This is a genomic window from Streptomyces sp. CB09001, from assembly GCF_003369795.1.
Taxonomy (GTDB): Bacteria; Actinomycetota; Actinomycetes; order Streptomycetales; family Streptomycetaceae; genus Streptomyces.
Genome location: NZ_CP026730.1, coordinates 2,316,069 through 2,332,033, shown reverse-complemented (window position 1 = coordinate 2,332,033; position 15,965 = coordinate 2,316,069). Strand labels below are relative to the sequence as shown.

Here is a 15,965-nt window from a genome sequence, read left to right as displayed (position 1 = left end):
GATTGGAAACGATTACATGGCCGAATTCAAGGGGTGAGGTGGCGCCGATGCCGAATCGTGACCGCCGCCCCGGCGGATCCGTCCGGGACCCGGACGTGCGGGAGGGCGCCGACGGCCGGTTCGTCGTCGGCGCCCTCGCGAGGTCCTGGGCGAGGCCCCGGGCCGTGGCGCTCAGCTCACGGCCGCCGCGAACATCCCCGCCTCGTACGAGCCGCCCTTCTGGTGCGTGATCACGGCGAGCCGGTTGGCCGCGTTGATCATGGCGACCAGGCAGATCAGCGCGGCGACCTGGTCGTCGTCGTAGTGCTTGCGCACCAGCGCCCACGTCTCGTCGGACACGCCCTCGTGCGCGTCGGCGAGCCGGGTGCCCTCCTCGGCCAGGGCCAGCGCCGCCTGCTCGGCCTCGGTGAACACGGTGGATTCGCGCCAGGCGGCGACCAGGTGCAGCCGGACCGCGCTTTCGCCGGCGGCCGCGGCCTCCTTGACGTGCATGTCGATGCAGTGGCCGCAGCCGTTGATCTGGCTGGCCCGCAGGGACACCAGTTCCTGCGTGGCCTTCGGCAGCGGCGACTCGTGCATCAGCACGCCGATGCCCGCGAACCGCTTCGCGAACCGACCGCCGAGCTCGTTCTCGAACAGGTTGAATCGGGTGTCCATGATCTCGTCCTAGCTCTCGGTGTCTCGGTGACGAACACAAGACGCCGCCGCCCCGCACCCTGTGACAGGGCGCGGACGTGACCCAGGACACCACCGACGGATGTCACGGATCCCCGGCGGCCGGTGTCCCGTGCACGAGACGCCGCCGGAACCGAACGAACGGGAGAAGCTGGTGACCAGCGAGAACAGCGGCCGCGAACAGGATGGCGCGACCGGCGAGGGCGCAGCCGCGGACGCGGCCACCGAGGCCTTCGTCGCCCACCGCAACCTGCTCTTCACCGTCGCGTACGAGATGCTCGGCTCGGCAGCCGACGCCGAGGACGTCCTCCAGGAGACCTGGCTGAAGTGGGCGGGAGTGGACCTGGACACGGTGCGCGACCGCCGCGCGTACCTGGTCCGCATCACCACCCGTCAGGCCCTGAACCGGCTGCGTACGCTCGGCCGCCGCAAGGAGTCCTACGTCGGTTCCTGGCTGCCCGAGCCGCTGCTCACCACGCCCGACGTGGCCGAGGACGTCGAACTGGCCGACAGTGTCTCGATGGCGATGATGCTGGTCATGGAGACGCTGACGCCGACCGAGCGGGCGGTGTTCGTGCTGCGCGAGGTGTTCGACCTCGGCTACGACGAGATCGCCGAGGCGGTGGAGAAGAGCCCGGCCGCCGTGCGCCAGATCGCGCACCGGGCCCGCGCGCACGTCGCGGCCCGCCGCCCGCGCGGCGCGGTGTCGGCGACCGAATCCCAGGAAGCGCTCTCGGCCTTCCGGCGGGCGGTCGAGACGGGCGACCTCCAGGGCCTGCTCGACGTCCTCTCCCCGGACGTCGTCCTGCTCGGCGACGGCGGCGGCATCAAACAGGCGGTCCTGCGGCCCGTCGTCGGCGCCGGCAAGGTGGCCCGCCTCATGCTCGGCGGCCTGAGCAGGCTGCCCGTCGTGATGACGATGGACCCGGCCCAGGTCAACGGGCATCCCGCCCTGGTCGTCCGGCTCGACGGCGAACTCGACACCGTGGTGGCGGTGCGCTTCGACGACGGCCGCATCAGCGGGCTGTACGCGGTGCGCAACCCCGAGAAGCTGTCCCGTATGCGCGGTGAGACCACGCTGCGCCGCTGAGTCAGCCGCGAACCCGGACGTCCGCCGGGGGATGCGCCGCGGCGCTGTCCGTGCCCAGACCCGCCAGCAGGCGCAGCCCGTCCTCGGTGGGACTGCCGGGAGCGGCCGACAGCACCAGCAGCTCCATGCCCGAAGCGTCGGGCAGGGCGAAGTTCTCCTGGTGCAGCTCCAGCAGTCCGACCAGCGGGTGCCGGTACGCCTTGCGCCCGTGGGTGCGGGCGCGCACGTCCGCGCGGGCCCAGAGGCGGCGGAAGCGCTCGCTGCCCATCGCCAGCTCGCCGACGAGCGAGGCCAGCCGGCGATCCTCGGGATACTTGCCCGCGGCCAGGCCCTGCTGTCGGTGACCGTCGGCGGCCCGGAGTCGCACTACGCCGCACGCGGGATCAACGGACCCATCGACGACCTGCTGTTCCCGATCCACCACGGCATCCTCTACTACCCGGGCATCGAGCCACTGCCGCCGTTCGTGCTGCACGGCACCGACCGGATGACGGACGAGGAGTACGCCGACGCCGCCAAGGCATGGGAACAGCGCCTGCTCACTCTGGAGTCGACCGGGCCGATCGCGTTCCGCCCGCAGAACTTCGGCGACTACGAGATCCCGTCGCTGCAGCTGAAGGAGGGGCTGGAACCTGCGGGCCGCACCGGTTTCGGGCTGCATGTGCGCGGCTGACCGGAACCTTCCTCATCCCCCGGGCAGTTCGGCGTCCTGGGCGGGTTCCGGGAGCGTCTCTCCGGTCTCCAGCAGCGTCTTGAGGCTGGACAGCAGGGCCGGCCAGCCGTGCTGGATCATCTCGCGGACGGTGCTGCCGGGCTCGAACCCGTCGTGGACGACGGTCAGCTTCACCGAGCCCCCGCCGAGGTCCTCGATGTCGAAGGCGACCTTCGAGCGCCGCTCGGCGGAGAGCCCGGCGAGGGTCTCGTCGTCGATCCCGTTGGCCGCGGCCCACTCCGGCGTGAAGGTGTGCCAGGTGTACGACAGCCGACGGGGCGGGTCGGACTCCAGGACGACCTGCTCGGGGTGGGCGGTCTCGGCCCCCCGCTCCCGCCACACCACGGGCGACCCGGTCGCCCAGTCGGTACCGAACTCCAGCCCCCAGTAGCGGCGCGTGAAGGCCGGGTCGGTGAGCCCCTGCCACACCTTCTCCGGCGTGGCCTTGATGTAGGTCGTGTAGACGAACGCGTTGCTGTCCATGGCGGTGTCCTCCAGCGCGTGCTTGAGGTCGGCGAGTGCGTGCACCCGCTCGCGGTCGTAGCGGCTGATCCAGCGTTCGGCGATGGCGTTGATCGGTTCGGCGTTGAGGTAGTGCAGCTTCTCCCGGCCCCGCCGCACGGTGGTGACCAGGCGGGCCGCCTCCAGCACCGCCAGGTGCTTGCTGACCGACTGCCGCGCCATGTCGAGCCCGGCGCACAGCTCGCGCAGGCTCTGCCCGTTGCGCGCGTTCAGGCTGTCCAGCAGCCGTCGCCGGCTGCCGTCGGCCAGCGCCTTGAAGACCTCGTCCATCTCCGCCCCTCTGACATGCAGCCCATTAGCTGCCTATTATGTTAGGCAGCTGGGTGGCTGCATGTCAAAGTCCACCGCCTACGAGTCCCCCGCACTCGTCGACAGGCGCCACGGCCGGTCGCCCTCCCAGGCCCAGTCCCACAGTGCGCTGACCCGGTGGTCGTGCTCGAACCCGACGCCGAGCGGTCCGACCCGCTCGATCGCCTCGCCGGTGCGCGGATCGTCGCGCAGGGCGAGGCCGTAGGCGGCTTCCAGGCGTACGAGCTGGTTGCCGTCGGCCAGCAGCGCGGCCAGGGCGTCGGCGACGGCGGGCGTACGGTCCCGGGAGGAGGCCAGCGCCTCCGCCACCCCGCCCCGCAGCTCCTCGTGCGGACCCTCGGCCAGGCGGACCAGCTCCTCGGCGGCGGGGGCGAGGAGCGCGTCGTCCCGCAGGCCCGCCCCGCACGCCTCCAGCCGTACGCGGGCGTCAGGGTCGCCGAGGAGGGTGAGGAGGGCCGTGCGGGCCTCGGGCGAGCGGGCCTCCGACGCGTCGAGGACGGTGGTCGCGCGAAGCCGCACGCGGGGATCCGGATGCGCGGCGTGGCGCAGCCCGGTCGACTCCATGCCGGGATGCTCGTACTCCGCGAAGGCCTCCAGCACCTTCGCGAGCACCGCACCGTCCGTCTCCCGCGTCGCCCATGCGGCGAGGATCCCGCTCTCCCGCTCCGCGGACGGCGAGTCGCAGGCGATGACGCCGCGCGCACGCAGGTAGTCCGCGACGAAGCGGCGGTGCGCCGGATCGGGATGGTCGCGGTGGGCCAGCGTGGCCGACAGGACTTCCTCGCAGTGGCGCCGCACGAGCGTGAGCCACACCGCCGACCAGTCCACATGCTCTTCGTCCGGTATGCGGACGGCACGGTCGATCAGCTCGTCGACCGGAGTCGGGATGCGGAACGACCACTCCAGCACGGTCAGGATGGCACCGTACCCGGCCCGCACGACGAGAGCGCCGAGGGTGTACTGATCGACCCAGTCGAAGTCGCCGTCCGTGACCCGCACCGACACCGCGGGTCCCCGTTCCCCCGTCCTGCGCCGCAGCCCTTCGACCGGGCCCGTCTCGTACCAGCTCCGGGCGCCGGCGAGGAGCCGTGCACGCTCCTGCTCCGGCAGCCGCAGCCGGGGCTCCGTGCCGAGCACCGACTCGAAGACGGCCGGGGATCCGCCGTCCAGGGCCCGCCACAAGGGCGTACTCCCGTCCGGGAGTTCCCGGTCCGGATCGGCCTCGCCGTCCACCAGCGCTTCGGCGACGGGGGCGTCGTAGGCCGCGACGGCCGCGCACAGGACCGGCAGTCCCCCTTCGGGCTCCGGAGTGTTCGGGTCCGCGCCCTCGTACAGCACGTCCCGCACCGCGTCGGCGTCACCCGACAGGACCGCCGAGACCAGCCGGCGATCGAGTTCGCTTCCCGTCATGTGCCGAGCGTCCGGAAGAATCCTCGGCCCGGGCAACTGAATATCCCGTCCGGGCCGGGGCTTTCAGGCCGCCGCCAGCTCGCACCACACGTACTTCCCCCGGTTGCCGTGCCTGGCCAGCGGATGCCACCCCCACACGTCGGCACAGGCCCGCACGAGCGCCAGCCCGCGCCCTTCCTCCAGCTCCTCCGTCCTCCCGAACGCGTGCGGTGGTTCCGGCGGTTCGGGGTCCGCGTCCCACGCCCCGATCCGCAGGGTGCCCGGCGGCGACCAGCGGATGCGGAGGGCGGCGGGGCCCTTGGTGTGCCGTACGGCGTTGGAGACCAGCTCCGTTGCCAGCAGTTCGGCGACGTCGACGAGGCGGATCAGGCCGTGCATGGTGAGGACCAGACGGAGGGTGCGGCGGCTGATGGTGACGGCGCGCAGGTCGTTGGGGATGTAGAGGGAGTACTCCCAGGTTTCGTTTTCCGGCATGCGGGACTCCTCGCTTTGAGGGCGGTGGGGTGAGAGGCGGGTCCGGTGTCTATGCCCCAGCCGTCATGGCAGGACGGGGCGGTGCGCTTCCGGTGACCCGGTGTCGCACGGTGTGCGTCGCGTCACTGACGGTAGACCTGAAAGTTTCGGCGGAGCAAGCCGGTCGCGTAATCTTCACCCCGAACGAGTCGTGTCGGCAGACGCGTTGAGGTGAGGAGCGGCCATTGCCCACGAGGCGTGAACCAACGGCGCGGCAACTGCGCCTCGCGGTGGAACTGCGCAGACTGCGTGAGGCGGCCGGTCTCACCGCTCGGCAGGCTGCGGCCATGCTCGGTGTGAGTAACGTGCAGATCAGCCAGATCGAGTCCGGGTTGTCAGGGGTGAGTGAGCAGCGGCTCCGGCGCCTGGCGTCTCATTACGTCTGTGCAGACGAAGAGTTCGTCAACGCCCTCGTGGAGATGGCAACCGACCGGACGCGCGGCTGGTGGGAGGAGTACCGAGGCCTGCTCCCCACGTCGTTCCTGGACCTGTCCGAACTCAACCATCACGCCTTGTTCCGGCGTGACGTGGCGGTTCTGTACGTGCCAGGGTTGTTGCAGACGGAGGAGTACGCCCGAGCGGTCTTCTCCGGACGGGTTCCCGAACTCACCCGCGACGAACTCGACTTGCGAGTCCGGCATCGCATGGCGTCTCAGCAGATCACCGTTCCGTACGAGTTGGTGATTCACGAGGCTGCTCTCCGTATCAGGGTCGGCGACCGTGACGCCTCCCGGGCCCAACTGGCCAAGCTCCTGGAGTGCTCGGAAGCCGACAAGGTCACGGTGCGTGTCATCCCCTTCGACCTGGACGGCTTTGCCAGAGCTGCCAGCACCATGACGTATGTGGGCGGCACGGTACCCAAGTTGGACACCGTGGTGCGTGACGTACCGCATGGCTCGGCCTTCATCGACTCTGAAGCCCAGCTCGGAGCCTTTCGAACGCGCTTCCGTAAAGTGGAAGCAGTATCGCTCGACCCCGAACGCTCGCGTGACCTCATCAACCGGCTGTCGAAGGAGCTGTGAGGCGCATGGACAACTGGCGGAAGTCGTCGTACTCGGGTCCCGACGACGGCAACGAATGCGTGGAGATAGCCACCTCGACCACCCGCGTCGCCGTCCGCGACACCAAGGCCCCCGCCCGAGCCACCCTCACCTTCCCCCGCGCCGCCTTCACCCACTTCCTCACAGCGATGACGGAGCCGGAGGGAAACCCGCCTCCCCGCTGACCCAGCACACCTCCCCGGGGCCGCCGTCGCCCCGGTCGAACTGGCAGCACACGCCACCGACGGCGGCGGCGAGGTCGGTGAACGTCTTCCTGATGCTCGCCGACCGCTCGAACAGGCGGCTGATGCCGGAGGTCGGCGCCCAGAACTCCAGGGCCGCGTACCCGGGATCCAGGAACGACCGGAACCGGACCGTCAGGTAGACGTACCCGATCCGGACCCGTCCGTTCTCCTCCGGCGGCAGACCGTACGACTCCCCGTACGCCCGCACCGCGTCGTCGACCGGGAACATGAGGGACGTGTCCAGGTCCAGCGTGTCGCGTGCGGAGCAGTCGACCGGCTCGCTGCCGAAGCCGGACGTGAACGGCAGGACGATCTGCTCGCCCCCGGGGAGCGTGACGTCGAGCGGGGGCACGTCCCGGGACGGGGGTGCCAGCCCGGCCACGGCGGCCAGCGCTCCGGCGACGTTCCGCGGGCGCAGATAGACGTCGTAGCCGTAAGTCAGCCCCAATGTTCCCTCCGTCGGACGATGGGAGACTGGCGCTAGCCGTCCCTGCCGTACCGGCGGAACGCCGACGTCTCCACCGTCCACGGACCGAACGGCACCGCGTCGCCGAAGATGTACGGCTCCTTGCTGCTGTAGCGGCCCTTGCACGGCTCGGAGTGCACCTCGATCGTGCCGGTGCGCGGGTCGACGATCATGTAGTGCGGGATGCCCATGGCCGGATAGTCGGCCAACTTCTCGTCGTAGTCGTTACTCGGGTTGGACGGCGAGACGATCTCGACGGCAGCCAGCACCTGCGTCGCGTCGACGGCCAGGCCCTCTTCGTCGAGGGTGGCTTCGGGGATCACGACGGCGTCCGGGCGGCGCATGCGGCCGATGGCGGGGTGCTCGATCTCGGGGCCGTTCGCGCAGATGTAGCCGGGGTGGGTGCCGGGCAGTTGCGCGTCCAACTGCTTGCAGATGCGGCGGACCGTGCCCTCGTGTCGTTTCGACGGGCACATCATCGCCAGTATCGGACCGGAGGGCCCGATCTCGACGCTCCACGACCCCTCGAGCTGCTCCGAGTAGGCCCCGAGCTCTGCGGCGATGGCGCGCATCTTGGCGTAGTCCATGAGCCCAGAGTACTGAGATGGAGACTCTCCGGCCGCCCTGTCAGTCCCCACCGGTACCGTCGGATCATGCCCAACCAGCCCCCCGCGGCCCCCGGTGAGAGGCGGCTCGCCACCCTCGAAGGCGTCCTGGAGCGTGTCACGTACGCCAACGAGGAGAACGGCTACACCGTCGCCCGCGTCGACACCGGCAGAGGCGCCGGCGATCTGCTGACCGTCGTCGGCGCGCTGCTCGGCGCGCAGGTGGGGGAGTCGCTGCGGATGGAGGGGCGCTGGGGGTCGCACCCCCAGTACGGCAAGCAGTTCCACGTGGAGAACTACACGACGCTGCTGCCCGCCACCGTGCAGGGCATCCGGCGTTATCTGGGGTCCGGGCTGGTCAAGGGGATCGGGCCGGTCTTCGCCGACCGGATCACCCAGCACTTCGGGCTGGACACGCTCACCATCATCGAGGAGGAGCCCAAGCGGCTCATCGAGGTGCCCGGTCTCGGGCCCAAGCGGACCAAGAAGATCGCCGACGCCTGGGAGGAGCAGAAGGCGATCAAGGAGGTCATGCTCTTCCTCCAGACGGTCGAGGTGTCCACCTCCATCGCGGTGCGGATCTACAAGAAGTACGGGGACGCGTCGATCTCCGTCGTGAAGAACCAGCCCTACCGGCTCGCCGCCGACGTGTGGGGCATCGGCTTCCTCACCGCCGACAGGATCGCCCAGTCCGTCGGGATCCCGCACGACAGCCCGGAGCGGGTGAAGGCCGGGCTGCAGTACGCGCTGTCGCAGGCCACCGACCAGGGGCACTGCTACCTCCCCGAGGAGAAGCTGATCGCCGACGCGGTGAAGCTGCTCCAGGTGGACACCGGGCTCGTCATCGAGTGCCTGGGGGAGCTGGCCGCCGAGCCGGAGGGGCCGGACGAGGACCCAGGGGTCGTGCGGGAGAAGGTGCCGCACCCGGAGGGGGGTGAGCCGATCACCGCCGTCTACCTCGTCCCCTTCCACCGCGCCGAGCTGGCCCTGGCGGGGCAGTTGCGGCGCCTCCTCCGCACCGACGACGACCGGATGCCCGCCTTCCAGGACGTGGCCTGGGACAAGGCGCTCGGGTGGCTGAAGCGGCGCACGGGTGCCGATCTCGCGCCCGAGCAGGAGGAGGCCGTCAAGCTCGCGCTCAGCGAGAAGGTCGCCGTGCTCACCGGCGGGCCCGGCTGCGGCAAGTCCTTCACCGTGCGGTCGATCGTGGAGCTGGCGCGGGCCAGGAAGGCGAAGGTCGTACTCGCCGCGCCCACCGGCCGGGCCGCCAAGCGGCTCGCCGAGCTGACCGGCGCCGAGGCGTCCACCGTGCACCGGCTGCTGGAGCTGAAGCCCGGCGGCGACGCCGCCTACGACCGGGAGCGGCCGCTCGACGCGGACCTGGTGGTGGTGGACGAGGCGTCGATGCTCGATCTGCTCCTCGCCAACAAGCTCGCGAAAGCCGTCCCGCCCGGCGCCCACCTGCTGCTCGTCGGCGATGTCGACCAGTTGCCCAGCGTGGGGGCGGGGGAGGTGCTGAGGGACTTGCTGGCACCCGGCAGCCCGGTGCCCGCCGTGCGGCTCACCCGGGTCTTCCGGCAGGCCCAGCAGTCCGGCGTCGTCACCAACGCGCACCGGATCAACGGCGGGCAGCATCCGCTCACCGACGGGATGAAGGACTTCTTCCTCTTCGTCGAGGACGACACGGAGGAGGCCGGGAGGCTCACCGTCGACGTCGCCGCGCGGCGCATCCCCGCGAAGTTCGGGCTCGATCCGCGCCGGGACGTGCAGGTGCTGGCGCCCATGCACCGCGGACCCGCCGGTGCCGGGACGCTGAACGGGCTGCTCCAGCAGGCCGTCACCCCGGGGCGCCCGGACGTGCCCGAGAAGCGGTTCGGCGGACGCGTCTTCCGGGTCGGCGACAAGGTCACCCAGATCCGCAACAATTACGAGAAGGGCGAGAACGGCGTCTTCAACGGCACCGTGGGCGTCGTCACCTCGCTCGACCCGGTCGACCAGCGCCTCACCGTGCTGACGGACGAGGACGAGGAGGTGCCGTACGACTTCGACGAGCTCGACGAACTGGCCCACGCGTACGCGGTGACCATCCACCGCTCCCAGGGGAGCGAGTATCCGGCCGTCGTGATCCCCGTGACGACCGGGGCCTGGATGATGCTCCAGCGGAACCTGCTGTACACGGCGGTCACCCGGGCGAAGCGGCTGGTCGTCCTCGTCGGGTCGCGCAAGGCGATCGGGCAGGCGGTACGCACGGTGTCGGCCGGGAGACGGTGCACGGCGCTCGACTTCCGGCTGGCGGGGCCCCGGACCTGAAACCTTCCGGTAAACCTCCCGGACCGTGTGAAAAAAATGATCGATCAAACGAGTCGGAAAGGTCACACAGCACTTCCGGATGGGCTCCGGAGGGGGCAGGATGAGCAAGTTGGCGGCACTGAGTGCCGCCAATAGGCCCGATGGTCGACCCCGAGTGCACTCTCCTGAGCCAAGTGGGGGATGGTAGAGACAGTCAGGGCACCTCGAAGATGAGGCACTACGTCGGTGAGGGAAAGACGTGAGCGACAACTCTGTAGTACTGCGGTACGGCGATGGCGAGTACACCTACCCGGTGATCGACAGCACCGTCGGTGACAAGGGCTTCGACATCGGGAAGCTCCGCGCCCAGACCGGTCTGGTGACGCTGGACAGCGGTTACGGCAACACCGCCGCCTACAAATCCGCCATTACCTATCTGGACGGCGAAGCCGGCATCCTCCGGTACCGCGGCTACCCGATCGAGCAGCTGGCCGAGCGCTCGTCCTTCGTGGAGGTGGCCTACCTGCTGATCAACGGCGAGCTGCCGACGGTCGACGAGCTGTCCGCGTTCAAGGGCGAGATCACGCAGCACACCCTGCTGCACGAGGACGTCAAGAACTTCTACAAGGGCTTCCCGCGCGACGCCCACCCGATGGCCATGCTGTCGTCGGTGGTCTCGGCGCTGTCCACCTTCTACCAGGACAGCCACAACCCGTTCGACGAGCGTCAGCGCAACCTCTCCACGATCCGGCTGCTCGCGAAGCTTCCGACGATCGCGGCGTACGCGTACAAGAAGTCGATCGGTCACCCGTTCGTCTACCCGGCCAACAACCTCGGCTACGTCGAGAACTTCCTGCGCATGACCTTCTCGGTCCCGGCGCAGGAGTACGAGCTGGACCCGACGGTCGTCGCGGCCCTCGACAAGCTGCTGATCCTGCACGCGGACCACGAGCAGAACTGCTCGACCTCCACGGTCCGCCTGGTCGGCTCCTCGCAGGCGAACATGTTCGCCTCGATCTCCGCCGGCATCAACGCCCTGTGGGGCCCGCTGCACGGTGGCGCCAACCAGTCGGTGCTGGAGATGCTGGAAGGCATCCGCGACGCGGGCGGCGACGTCGACTCCTTCATCCGCAAGGTGAAGAACAAGGAGGACGGCGTCCGCCTGATGGGCTTCGGCCACCGGGTCTACAAGAACTTCGACCCGCGCGCCAAGATCATCAAGGCCGCCGCGCACGACGTGCTCTCCGCGCTCGGCAAGTCCGACGAGCTGCTGGACATCGCCCTGAAGCTGGAGGAGCACGCGCTCTCCGACGACTACTTCGTCTCGCGCAGCCTCTACCCGAACGTGGACTTCTACACCGGTCTGATCTACCGGGCCATGGGCTTCCCGACCGAGATGTTCACGGTCCTGTTCGCCCTCGGCCGGCTGCCGGGCTGGATCGCCCAGTGGCACGAGATGATCAAGGAGCCGGGTTCCCGCATCGGCCGCCCGCGCCAGATCTACACGGGCGTCGTCGAGCGCGACTTCGTCCCCGTCGAGGCGCGCTGAGCCGCACGGCACCCCCGCAGCGCACCTGGTGAGTCCCGTACCGCCCCGAGTGGTACGGGACTTTTCCGTGCCCAGGGTGGTCCTGGAGGTCCCGTGAGGACCCGGGAAGGCCCAGGAGGAGACGGACGGACAGCAGAAGGCGCCCTGGCGCCGGTCCCCCCACGGGCCGACGATCCAGGGCGCCTTCCCATGTCCCGGTGCGGATTCCCCCCACGGGATCCGGCCGGGCGTCTGTGAGGACAGCGCCTGAATTCGCTGTGTCGTGCTGGTGATGCTGGTGGAGCTCGTCGTGCTGGTGGTGCCTGCCGCGCGGTCTGCCGGGACAGCGCACGCCCGGGAGGGCCGCTCAAAGCTTCCCGGTGTACGTGTCCCGGCAACGCAGCTCTGGGAAAGTCCCCCAAGACATCCCCAGATGCCAGGTGGCGCCCCCCAAGACGCTGCCTGACATCGCCAACTTAGACCTTCGAACCCCTTCGATGGTTACGTTCGCATCACTGTGATCTGCGTCTCTTGCATATGTCCGTTAGGTACGCAAGAGCCCCGTACGTCGCACGGCGCTTCAGCGTAAGGAAGATGCGCGAGCCTTGTGAAGAGCTTATGTGAGGTGAGTGCCGGACTCCAGAGGCGCAGCCCTTCTACCTGCATAAAATGCGGACCGGTCCGAAGCTAGCGAAAGGCGCGCAGCCGGAGGCTGTTGGTGACCACGAAGACCGAGGAGAAGGCCATCGCCGCCCCCGCGATCATCGGGTTCAGCAGCCCGGCGGCGGCCAGCGGCAGCGCGGCCACGTTGTAGCCGAAGGCCCACACGAGATTGCCCTTGATCGTGGCCAGGGTGCGCCGGGAGAGCCGGATCGCGTCCGCCGCCACCCGCAGGTCCCCGCGCACCAGTGTCAGGTCGCCCGCCTCGATCGCTGCGTCCGTCCCCGTGCCCATCGCCAGGCCCAGATCGGCGGTGGCGAGGGCGGCCGCGTCGTTGACGCCGTCGCCGACCATGGCGACCGTACGGCCCTCGGCCCGCAGCCGCTCCACCACCGCGACCTTGTCCTCGGGGAGCACCTCGGCGATCACCTCGTCGATGCCGACGGCCGCCGCGACCGACTCGGCCACCCGGCGGTTGTCGCCGGTCAGCAGGACGGGGGTCAGGCCCAGCCGGCGCAGGCCGGCCACCGCCTCGGCGCTGGTCTCCTTGACCGCGTCCGCCACGGCGAGGACCCCGCGCGCCTCGCCGTCCCAGCCGACGACGACGGCCGTACGGCCCCGCTGCTCGGCCTCGTCCCTGGCCCGGGACACCTCGGGCGGCAGGGTGTCGTGGAGGCGCCCCACGGCCACCTCACGGCCCGCCACGCGGGCGCGTGCGCCGCGCCCGGGAACGTTCTCGAAGTCCTCGACGCCCGGCAGCGTGCCGAGCCGTTCCTCGGCGCCGGCGGCGATCGCGCGGGCCACCGGGTGCTCGGAGGCGTGCTCGACGGCGCCCGCGAGCCGCAGCAGCTCCTCCTCGTCGGTGCCCTCGGCGGCGTACACCTCGTGCAGGGTCATGCGGCCGGTGGTGACGGTGCCGGTCTTGTCCAGGACGACCGTGTCGACGCGCCGCGTGGACTCCAGCACCTCCGGGCCCTTGATGAGGATGCCGAGCTGGGCACCGCGACCGGTGCCGACCAGCAGCGCGGTGGGGGTGGCGAGGCCCAGTGCGCAGGGGCAGGCGATGATCAGGACGGCGACGGCCGCGGTGAACGCGGCGACCGTGTCACCGGTGGCACCGAGCCAGCCGCCGAAGGTGGCGAACGCGATCAGCAGCACGACGGGGACGAAGATCCCCGAGATCCGGTCGGCGAGCCGCTGCACCTGCGCCTTGCCGCTCTGCGCGTCCTCCACCAGCTTCGCCATCCGCGCCAGCTGCGTGTCCGCGCCCACCCGGGTCGCCTCGACCACCAGCCGGCCCCCGGCGTTCACCGTGGCGCCGGTGACCGCGTCGCCCACGGTGACGTCCACCGGCACGGACTCGCCGGTCAGCAGTGAGGCGTCCACGGCCGAGGCGCCCTCGGCCACCGTGCCGTCGGTGGCGATCTTCTCGCCGGGGCGTACGACGAACCGGTCGCCCACGGCCAGCCGGGCCACCGGTATCCGCACCTCGCGCCCGTCCCTCAGTACGGCGACGTCCTTCGCCCCCAGCTCCATCAGCGCCCGCAGTGCGGCACCGGCGCGGCGCTTGGAGCGGGCCTCCAGCCAGCGGCCGAGGAGCAGGAAGGCGGTGACTCCGGCGGCGGCCTCCAGGTAGATCGCGGAGGCGCCGTCGGCGCGGGAGACGGTGAGGTCGAAGCCGTGCCGCATGCCCGGCATGCCCGCGTCCCCGAAGAACAGCGCCCACAGGGACCAGCCGAACGCCGCCAGCGTGCCGAGCGAGACCAGTGTGTCCATGGTGGCCGCGCCGTGCCGCACGCCCGTCCAGGCGGCGCGGTGGAAGGGCAGCCCGCCCCAGACCACGACGGGCGCGGCCAGGGTGAGGGAGAGCCACTGCCAGTTGTCGAACTGGAGCGCCGGGACCATCGCGAGCAGCACGACGGGGGCGGCGAGGAGGACGGAGACCAGCAGGCGCTGACGCAGTGCCGACAGTTCCGGGTCGCTCTCGCCGTCCCCGGTGCCGCGCTCCCCGGCGCCGGCCTCGTCGGCGGGCTCCGGTGGCGGCGCGGGCTCCTCGGCGGTGTACCCGGTCTTCACGACGGTGGCGATCAGGTCGGCGACCCCGGTGGTCGCCGGGTAGCTGACCCGGGCCTTCTCCGTCGCGTAGTTCACCGTGGCGGTGACACCGTCCATGCGGTTGAGCTTCTTCTCGACACGGGCCGCGCAGGAGGCGCAGGTCATCCCGCCGATGAGCAGCTCGACCTCGGCGGGGCCGGGATCGCGGCCGGGGCCTCGATCGCCGGCCGTCGTGGAGGTGCGGGTGTCCGCGGTGGTGCTGGTCATGGTCCGGACTCCAGAACGGGGTGGATGCGCCGGGCTCAGACCCGGCCGACGAGCTCGAAGCCCGCCTCGTCCACGGCGGCGCGTACGGCCGCGTCGTCCAGGGGAGCCCCGGAGACCACGGTGACCTCGCCGGTGGAGGCGACGGCCTGTACGGAGGTGACGCCGGCGATCTCGGAGATCTCGCCGGAGACGGCGCCCTCGCAGTGGCCGCAGCTCATTCCGCTCACCTTGTAGACGGTGGTGACGGAGTCCTGGGTGGTGTCGGTCTGGGCGGTCATGTCGTTTACTCCTCGTCGGGGTGCGCGTGGGCGGGTACCGGCGGGTACCCGTGGTCCGGCCCGGACCACTCACCCTCCACCTTACCCCTAGGGGGTATAAAGGCGACGCCCACCCGTCACCTTCGTCCACCTGCGTCGCGTCCGTGCGCCTCCCACTCGTGGTCGAGGACCGCCATCAGCACGTCGTCCACCCACACGCCGTCCCGCAGGGCGGCCTCCCGCCGCACCCCCTCCACCACGAAACCGGCCTTCTCGTACACCCGCCGGGCCCGCGGGTTGTCGGCGTAGACCTCCAGCTGGACGCGGTGCAGGCCGACCTGTTCGAAGGCGTGCCGGACGATGAGCCGCGTCGCCTCGCTGCCCAGCCCGCGGCCGCGTCCCCGGGGGCCCATGAGGGTACGGAAGGTGCAGCCGCGGGCCGCCGGGTCCCACTCGTACAGGACGACCTCGCCGACGAGTTCGCCGGTGGCGCGGTCGGTGACGGCGAGGTCGAGCCGGTCGGGATCGGCGGTGCGCACGCCGTACCAGGAGCGCAGTCCGTCGAGGGTGAGTTCGGTGGTGGGCTCGAAGGTGAAGCGGACCACCTCGGGGTCGTTGACGATCTCCCACATCACGTCGGCGTCCTCGGCGGTGAACGGCCGCAGGACGGTCCTGTCGCCGGTGAGGACGGGTTTCACGGAGAAGTCCATGCGCGGCACTGTGCCCCACGGGGTCGTGGGGCACAGAACGGTTTTTCCGTCGCTCCCGCCGCCAGTGTCGTTCCCTTCGCTACCGGTTGCGGTTGCGGGGGCGGGACGCCACCCAGGCCCGGACCGTCTCCGCGTACCAGTACGGCTTTCCGCCCTCCACGTGGTCGGGCGGGGGCAGCAGCCCGTGCTTGCGGTACGACCGCACGGTGTCCGGCTGGACCTTGATGTGGGCCGCGATGTCCTTGTAGGACCAGAGCCTTCGGTCGGTCACTAGTCGCACCTCCCCGCGCGCGCCGCGGCGGCGACCGGGGACGGCCGCCGGGGGGAGCCGGGCGCTGCGCTGGCGATCACCAGCCTGTTCCGGGTGAACGACGCGGGGTGACGGGCGGTCAGGGCCCGTTCCCGGGTGTGACGGAAGACCCGCGGGCGCGTGACATGTGTGACCCGGAGGGTGCTTTTGTGACACGAGTGCCACACAGGCGTACGCCGTCGTTCAGGCGCGGCGCGTTGACTGCGGCGGACGGAGGTGTTCCGCCGGACGCTCCTCGGCCGCCACTCGGACTACGTCGTCCGAATGTCCGGACAAAACATTGACAGGCCGCACGCACGGGG

Annotated in this window: 15 protein-coding genes and 2 pseudogenes; 6 read left to right on the top strand and 11 right to left on the bottom strand. The window is 70.6% G+C overall.

The features are described from left to right. Positions 1-171: 171 nt before the first annotated feature. Positions 172-657, bottom strand: coding sequence for a carboxymuconolactone decarboxylase family protein (locus C4J65_RS10760; protein WP_115742216.1), 486 nt, complete (start codon positions 655-657; stop codon positions 172-174). A 130-nt stretch (positions 658-787) separates the two neighbouring features. Between C4J65_RS10760 and C4J65_RS10755 the strand changes: the two genes are divergently transcribed. Beyond that, positions 788-1,765, top strand: a complete 978-nt coding sequence (locus tag C4J65_RS10755) for an RNA polymerase sigma-70 factor (RefSeq protein WP_115746385.1) — start codon at positions 788-790, stop codon at positions 1,763-1,765. Position 1,766: 1 nt separating this feature from the next. Here C4J65_RS10755 and C4J65_RS10750 read toward each other — a convergent pair. Further along, positions 1,767-2,111, bottom strand: a pseudogene (locus C4J65_RS10750) (XRE family transcriptional regulator); the annotation flags it as partial. On the opposite strand from C4J65_RS10750, the pseudogene C4J65_RS10745 reads away from it, so the two are divergent. Then, a pseudogene (locus C4J65_RS10745) lies at positions 2,091-2,438 on the top strand (NAD(P)H-dependent oxidoreductase); the annotation flags it as partial. The pseudogenes C4J65_RS10750 and C4J65_RS10745 sit on opposite strands and share 21 nt — an antisense overlap. Before the next feature lie 12 nt (positions 2,439-2,450). Here C4J65_RS10745 and C4J65_RS10740 read toward each other — a convergent pair. The 3 genes from C4J65_RS10740 to C4J65_RS10730 form a co-directional block, all read right to left on the bottom strand. Continuing rightward, positions 2,451-3,269, bottom strand: coding sequence for a metalloregulator ArsR/SmtB family transcription factor (locus C4J65_RS10740; protein WP_115742215.1), 819 nt, complete (start codon positions 3,267-3,269; stop codon positions 2,451-2,453). A gap of 78 nt (positions 3,270-3,347) precedes the next feature. Then, positions 3,348-4,718 carry a hypothetical protein gene (locus tag C4J65_RS10735; protein ID WP_115742214.1) on the bottom strand — a complete coding sequence of 457 codons (1,371 nt, stop codon included), beginning with the start codon at positions 4,716-4,718 and terminating at the stop codon, positions 3,348-3,350. A gap of 63 nt (positions 4,719-4,781) precedes the next feature. After that, complete coding sequence (locus tag C4J65_RS10730) at positions 4,782-5,192, bottom strand: ATP-binding protein (RefSeq protein ID WP_115742213.1); 411 nt, start codon at positions 5,190-5,192, stop codon at positions 4,782-4,784. 224 nt (positions 5,193-5,416) lie between these two features. Here C4J65_RS10730 and C4J65_RS10725 point away from each other — a divergent pair, with 224 nt between their 5' ends. Both C4J65_RS10725 and C4J65_RS10720 read left to right on the top strand, forming a co-directional pair. Then, positions 5,417-6,253 (top strand): helix-turn-helix transcriptional regulator, encoded by an 837-nt coding sequence (locus tag C4J65_RS10725; protein WP_115742212.1) that lies wholly within the window; start codon positions 5,417-5,419, stop codon positions 6,251-6,253. A 5-nt stretch (positions 6,254-6,258) separates the two neighbouring features. Further along, complete coding sequence (locus tag C4J65_RS10720; protein ID WP_205350986.1) at positions 6,259-6,456, top strand: DUF397 domain-containing protein; 198 nt, start codon at positions 6,259-6,261, stop codon at positions 6,454-6,456. Here C4J65_RS10720 and C4J65_RS10715 read toward each other — a convergent pair. Further along, positions 6,413-6,964 (bottom strand): hypothetical protein, encoded by a 552-nt coding sequence (locus C4J65_RS10715; protein WP_115742210.1) that lies wholly within the window; start codon positions 6,962-6,964, stop codon positions 6,413-6,415. The two genes, C4J65_RS10720 and C4J65_RS10715, sit on opposite strands and share 44 nt — an antisense overlap. A gap of 32 nt (positions 6,965-6,996) precedes the next feature. Then, positions 6,997-7,569, bottom strand: coding sequence for a Uma2 family endonuclease (locus C4J65_RS10710; protein WP_115742209.1), 573 nt, complete (start codon positions 7,567-7,569; stop codon positions 6,997-6,999). Positions 7,570-7,635: 66 nt separating this feature from the next. On the opposite strand from C4J65_RS10710, the gene C4J65_RS10705 reads away from it, so the two are divergent. Together C4J65_RS10705 and C4J65_RS10700 are read left to right on the top strand one after the other, a co-directional pair. Next, positions 7,636-9,897, top strand: a complete 2,262-nt coding sequence (locus tag C4J65_RS10705; protein WP_115742208.1) for an ATP-dependent RecD-like DNA helicase — start codon at positions 7,636-7,638, stop codon at positions 9,895-9,897. Between the two features lie 238 nt (positions 9,898-10,135). Further along, positions 10,136-11,425, top strand: coding sequence for a citrate synthase (locus C4J65_RS10700; protein WP_115742207.1), 1,290 nt, complete (start codon positions 10,136-10,138; stop codon positions 11,423-11,425). Positions 11,426-12,091: 666 nt separating this feature from the next. Here C4J65_RS10700 and C4J65_RS10695 read toward each other — a convergent pair. From C4J65_RS10695 to C4J65_RS10680, 4 genes are all read right to left on the bottom strand, one after another. Continuing rightward, positions 12,092-14,386, bottom strand: coding sequence for a heavy metal translocating P-type ATPase (locus tag C4J65_RS10695; protein WP_115742206.1), 2,295 nt, complete (start codon positions 14,384-14,386; stop codon positions 12,092-12,094). A 35-nt stretch (positions 14,387-14,421) separates the two neighbouring features. Further along, positions 14,422-14,664 (bottom strand): heavy-metal-associated domain-containing protein, encoded by a 243-nt coding sequence (locus C4J65_RS10690; RefSeq protein WP_115742205.1) that lies wholly within the window; start codon positions 14,662-14,664, stop codon positions 14,422-14,424. 116 nt (positions 14,665-14,780) lie between these two features. Next, complete coding sequence (locus tag C4J65_RS10685) at positions 14,781-15,353, bottom strand: GNAT family protein (RefSeq protein ID WP_162833127.1); 573 nt, start codon at positions 15,351-15,353, stop codon at positions 14,781-14,783. A 79-nt stretch (positions 15,354-15,432) separates the two neighbouring features. Continuing rightward, positions 15,433-15,624 carry a MerR family transcriptional regulator gene (locus tag C4J65_RS10680; protein ID WP_016326277.1) on the bottom strand — a complete coding sequence of 64 codons (192 nt, stop codon included), beginning with the start codon at positions 15,622-15,624 and terminating at the stop codon, positions 15,433-15,435. Between the last annotated feature and the right edge of the window lie 341 nt (positions 15,625-15,965).

Coding starts and splice junctions, on each gene's coding strand:
- C4J65_RS10760 (WP_115742216.1), bottom strand. CDS start 657: ATGGACACCCGATTCAACCTGTTCGAGAACGAGCTCGGCGGTCGGTTC.
- C4J65_RS10740 (WP_115742215.1), bottom strand. CDS start 3,269: ATGGACGAGGTCTTCAAGGCGCTGGCCGACGGCAGCCGGCGACGGCTG.
- C4J65_RS10735 (WP_115742214.1), bottom strand. CDS start 4,718: ATGACGGGAAGCGAACTCGATCGCCGGCTGGTCTCGGCGGTCCTGTCG.
- C4J65_RS10730 (WP_115742213.1), bottom strand. CDS start 5,192: ATGCCGGAAAACGAAACCTGGGAGTACTCCCTCTACATCCCCAACGAC.
- C4J65_RS10720 (WP_205350986.1), top strand. CDS start 6,259: ATGGACAACTGGCGGAAGTCGTCGTACTCGGGTCCCGACGACGGCAAC.
- C4J65_RS10710 (WP_115742209.1), bottom strand. CDS start 7,569: ATGGACTACGCCAAGATGCGCGCCATCGCCGCAGAGCTCGGGGCCTAC.
- C4J65_RS10705 (WP_115742208.1), top strand. CDS start 7,636: ATGCCCAACCAGCCCCCCGCGGCCCCCGGTGAGAGGCGGCTCGCCACC.
- C4J65_RS10695 (WP_115742206.1), bottom strand. CDS start 14,386: ATGACCAGCACCACCGCGGACACCCGCACCTCCACGACGGCCGGCGAT.
- C4J65_RS10690 (WP_115742205.1), bottom strand. CDS start 14,664: ATGACCGCCCAGACCGACACCACCCAGGACTCCGTCACCACCGTCTAC.
- C4J65_RS10685 (WP_162833127.1), bottom strand. CDS start 15,353: ATGGACTTCTCCGTGAAACCCGTCCTCACCGGCGACAGGACCGTCCTG.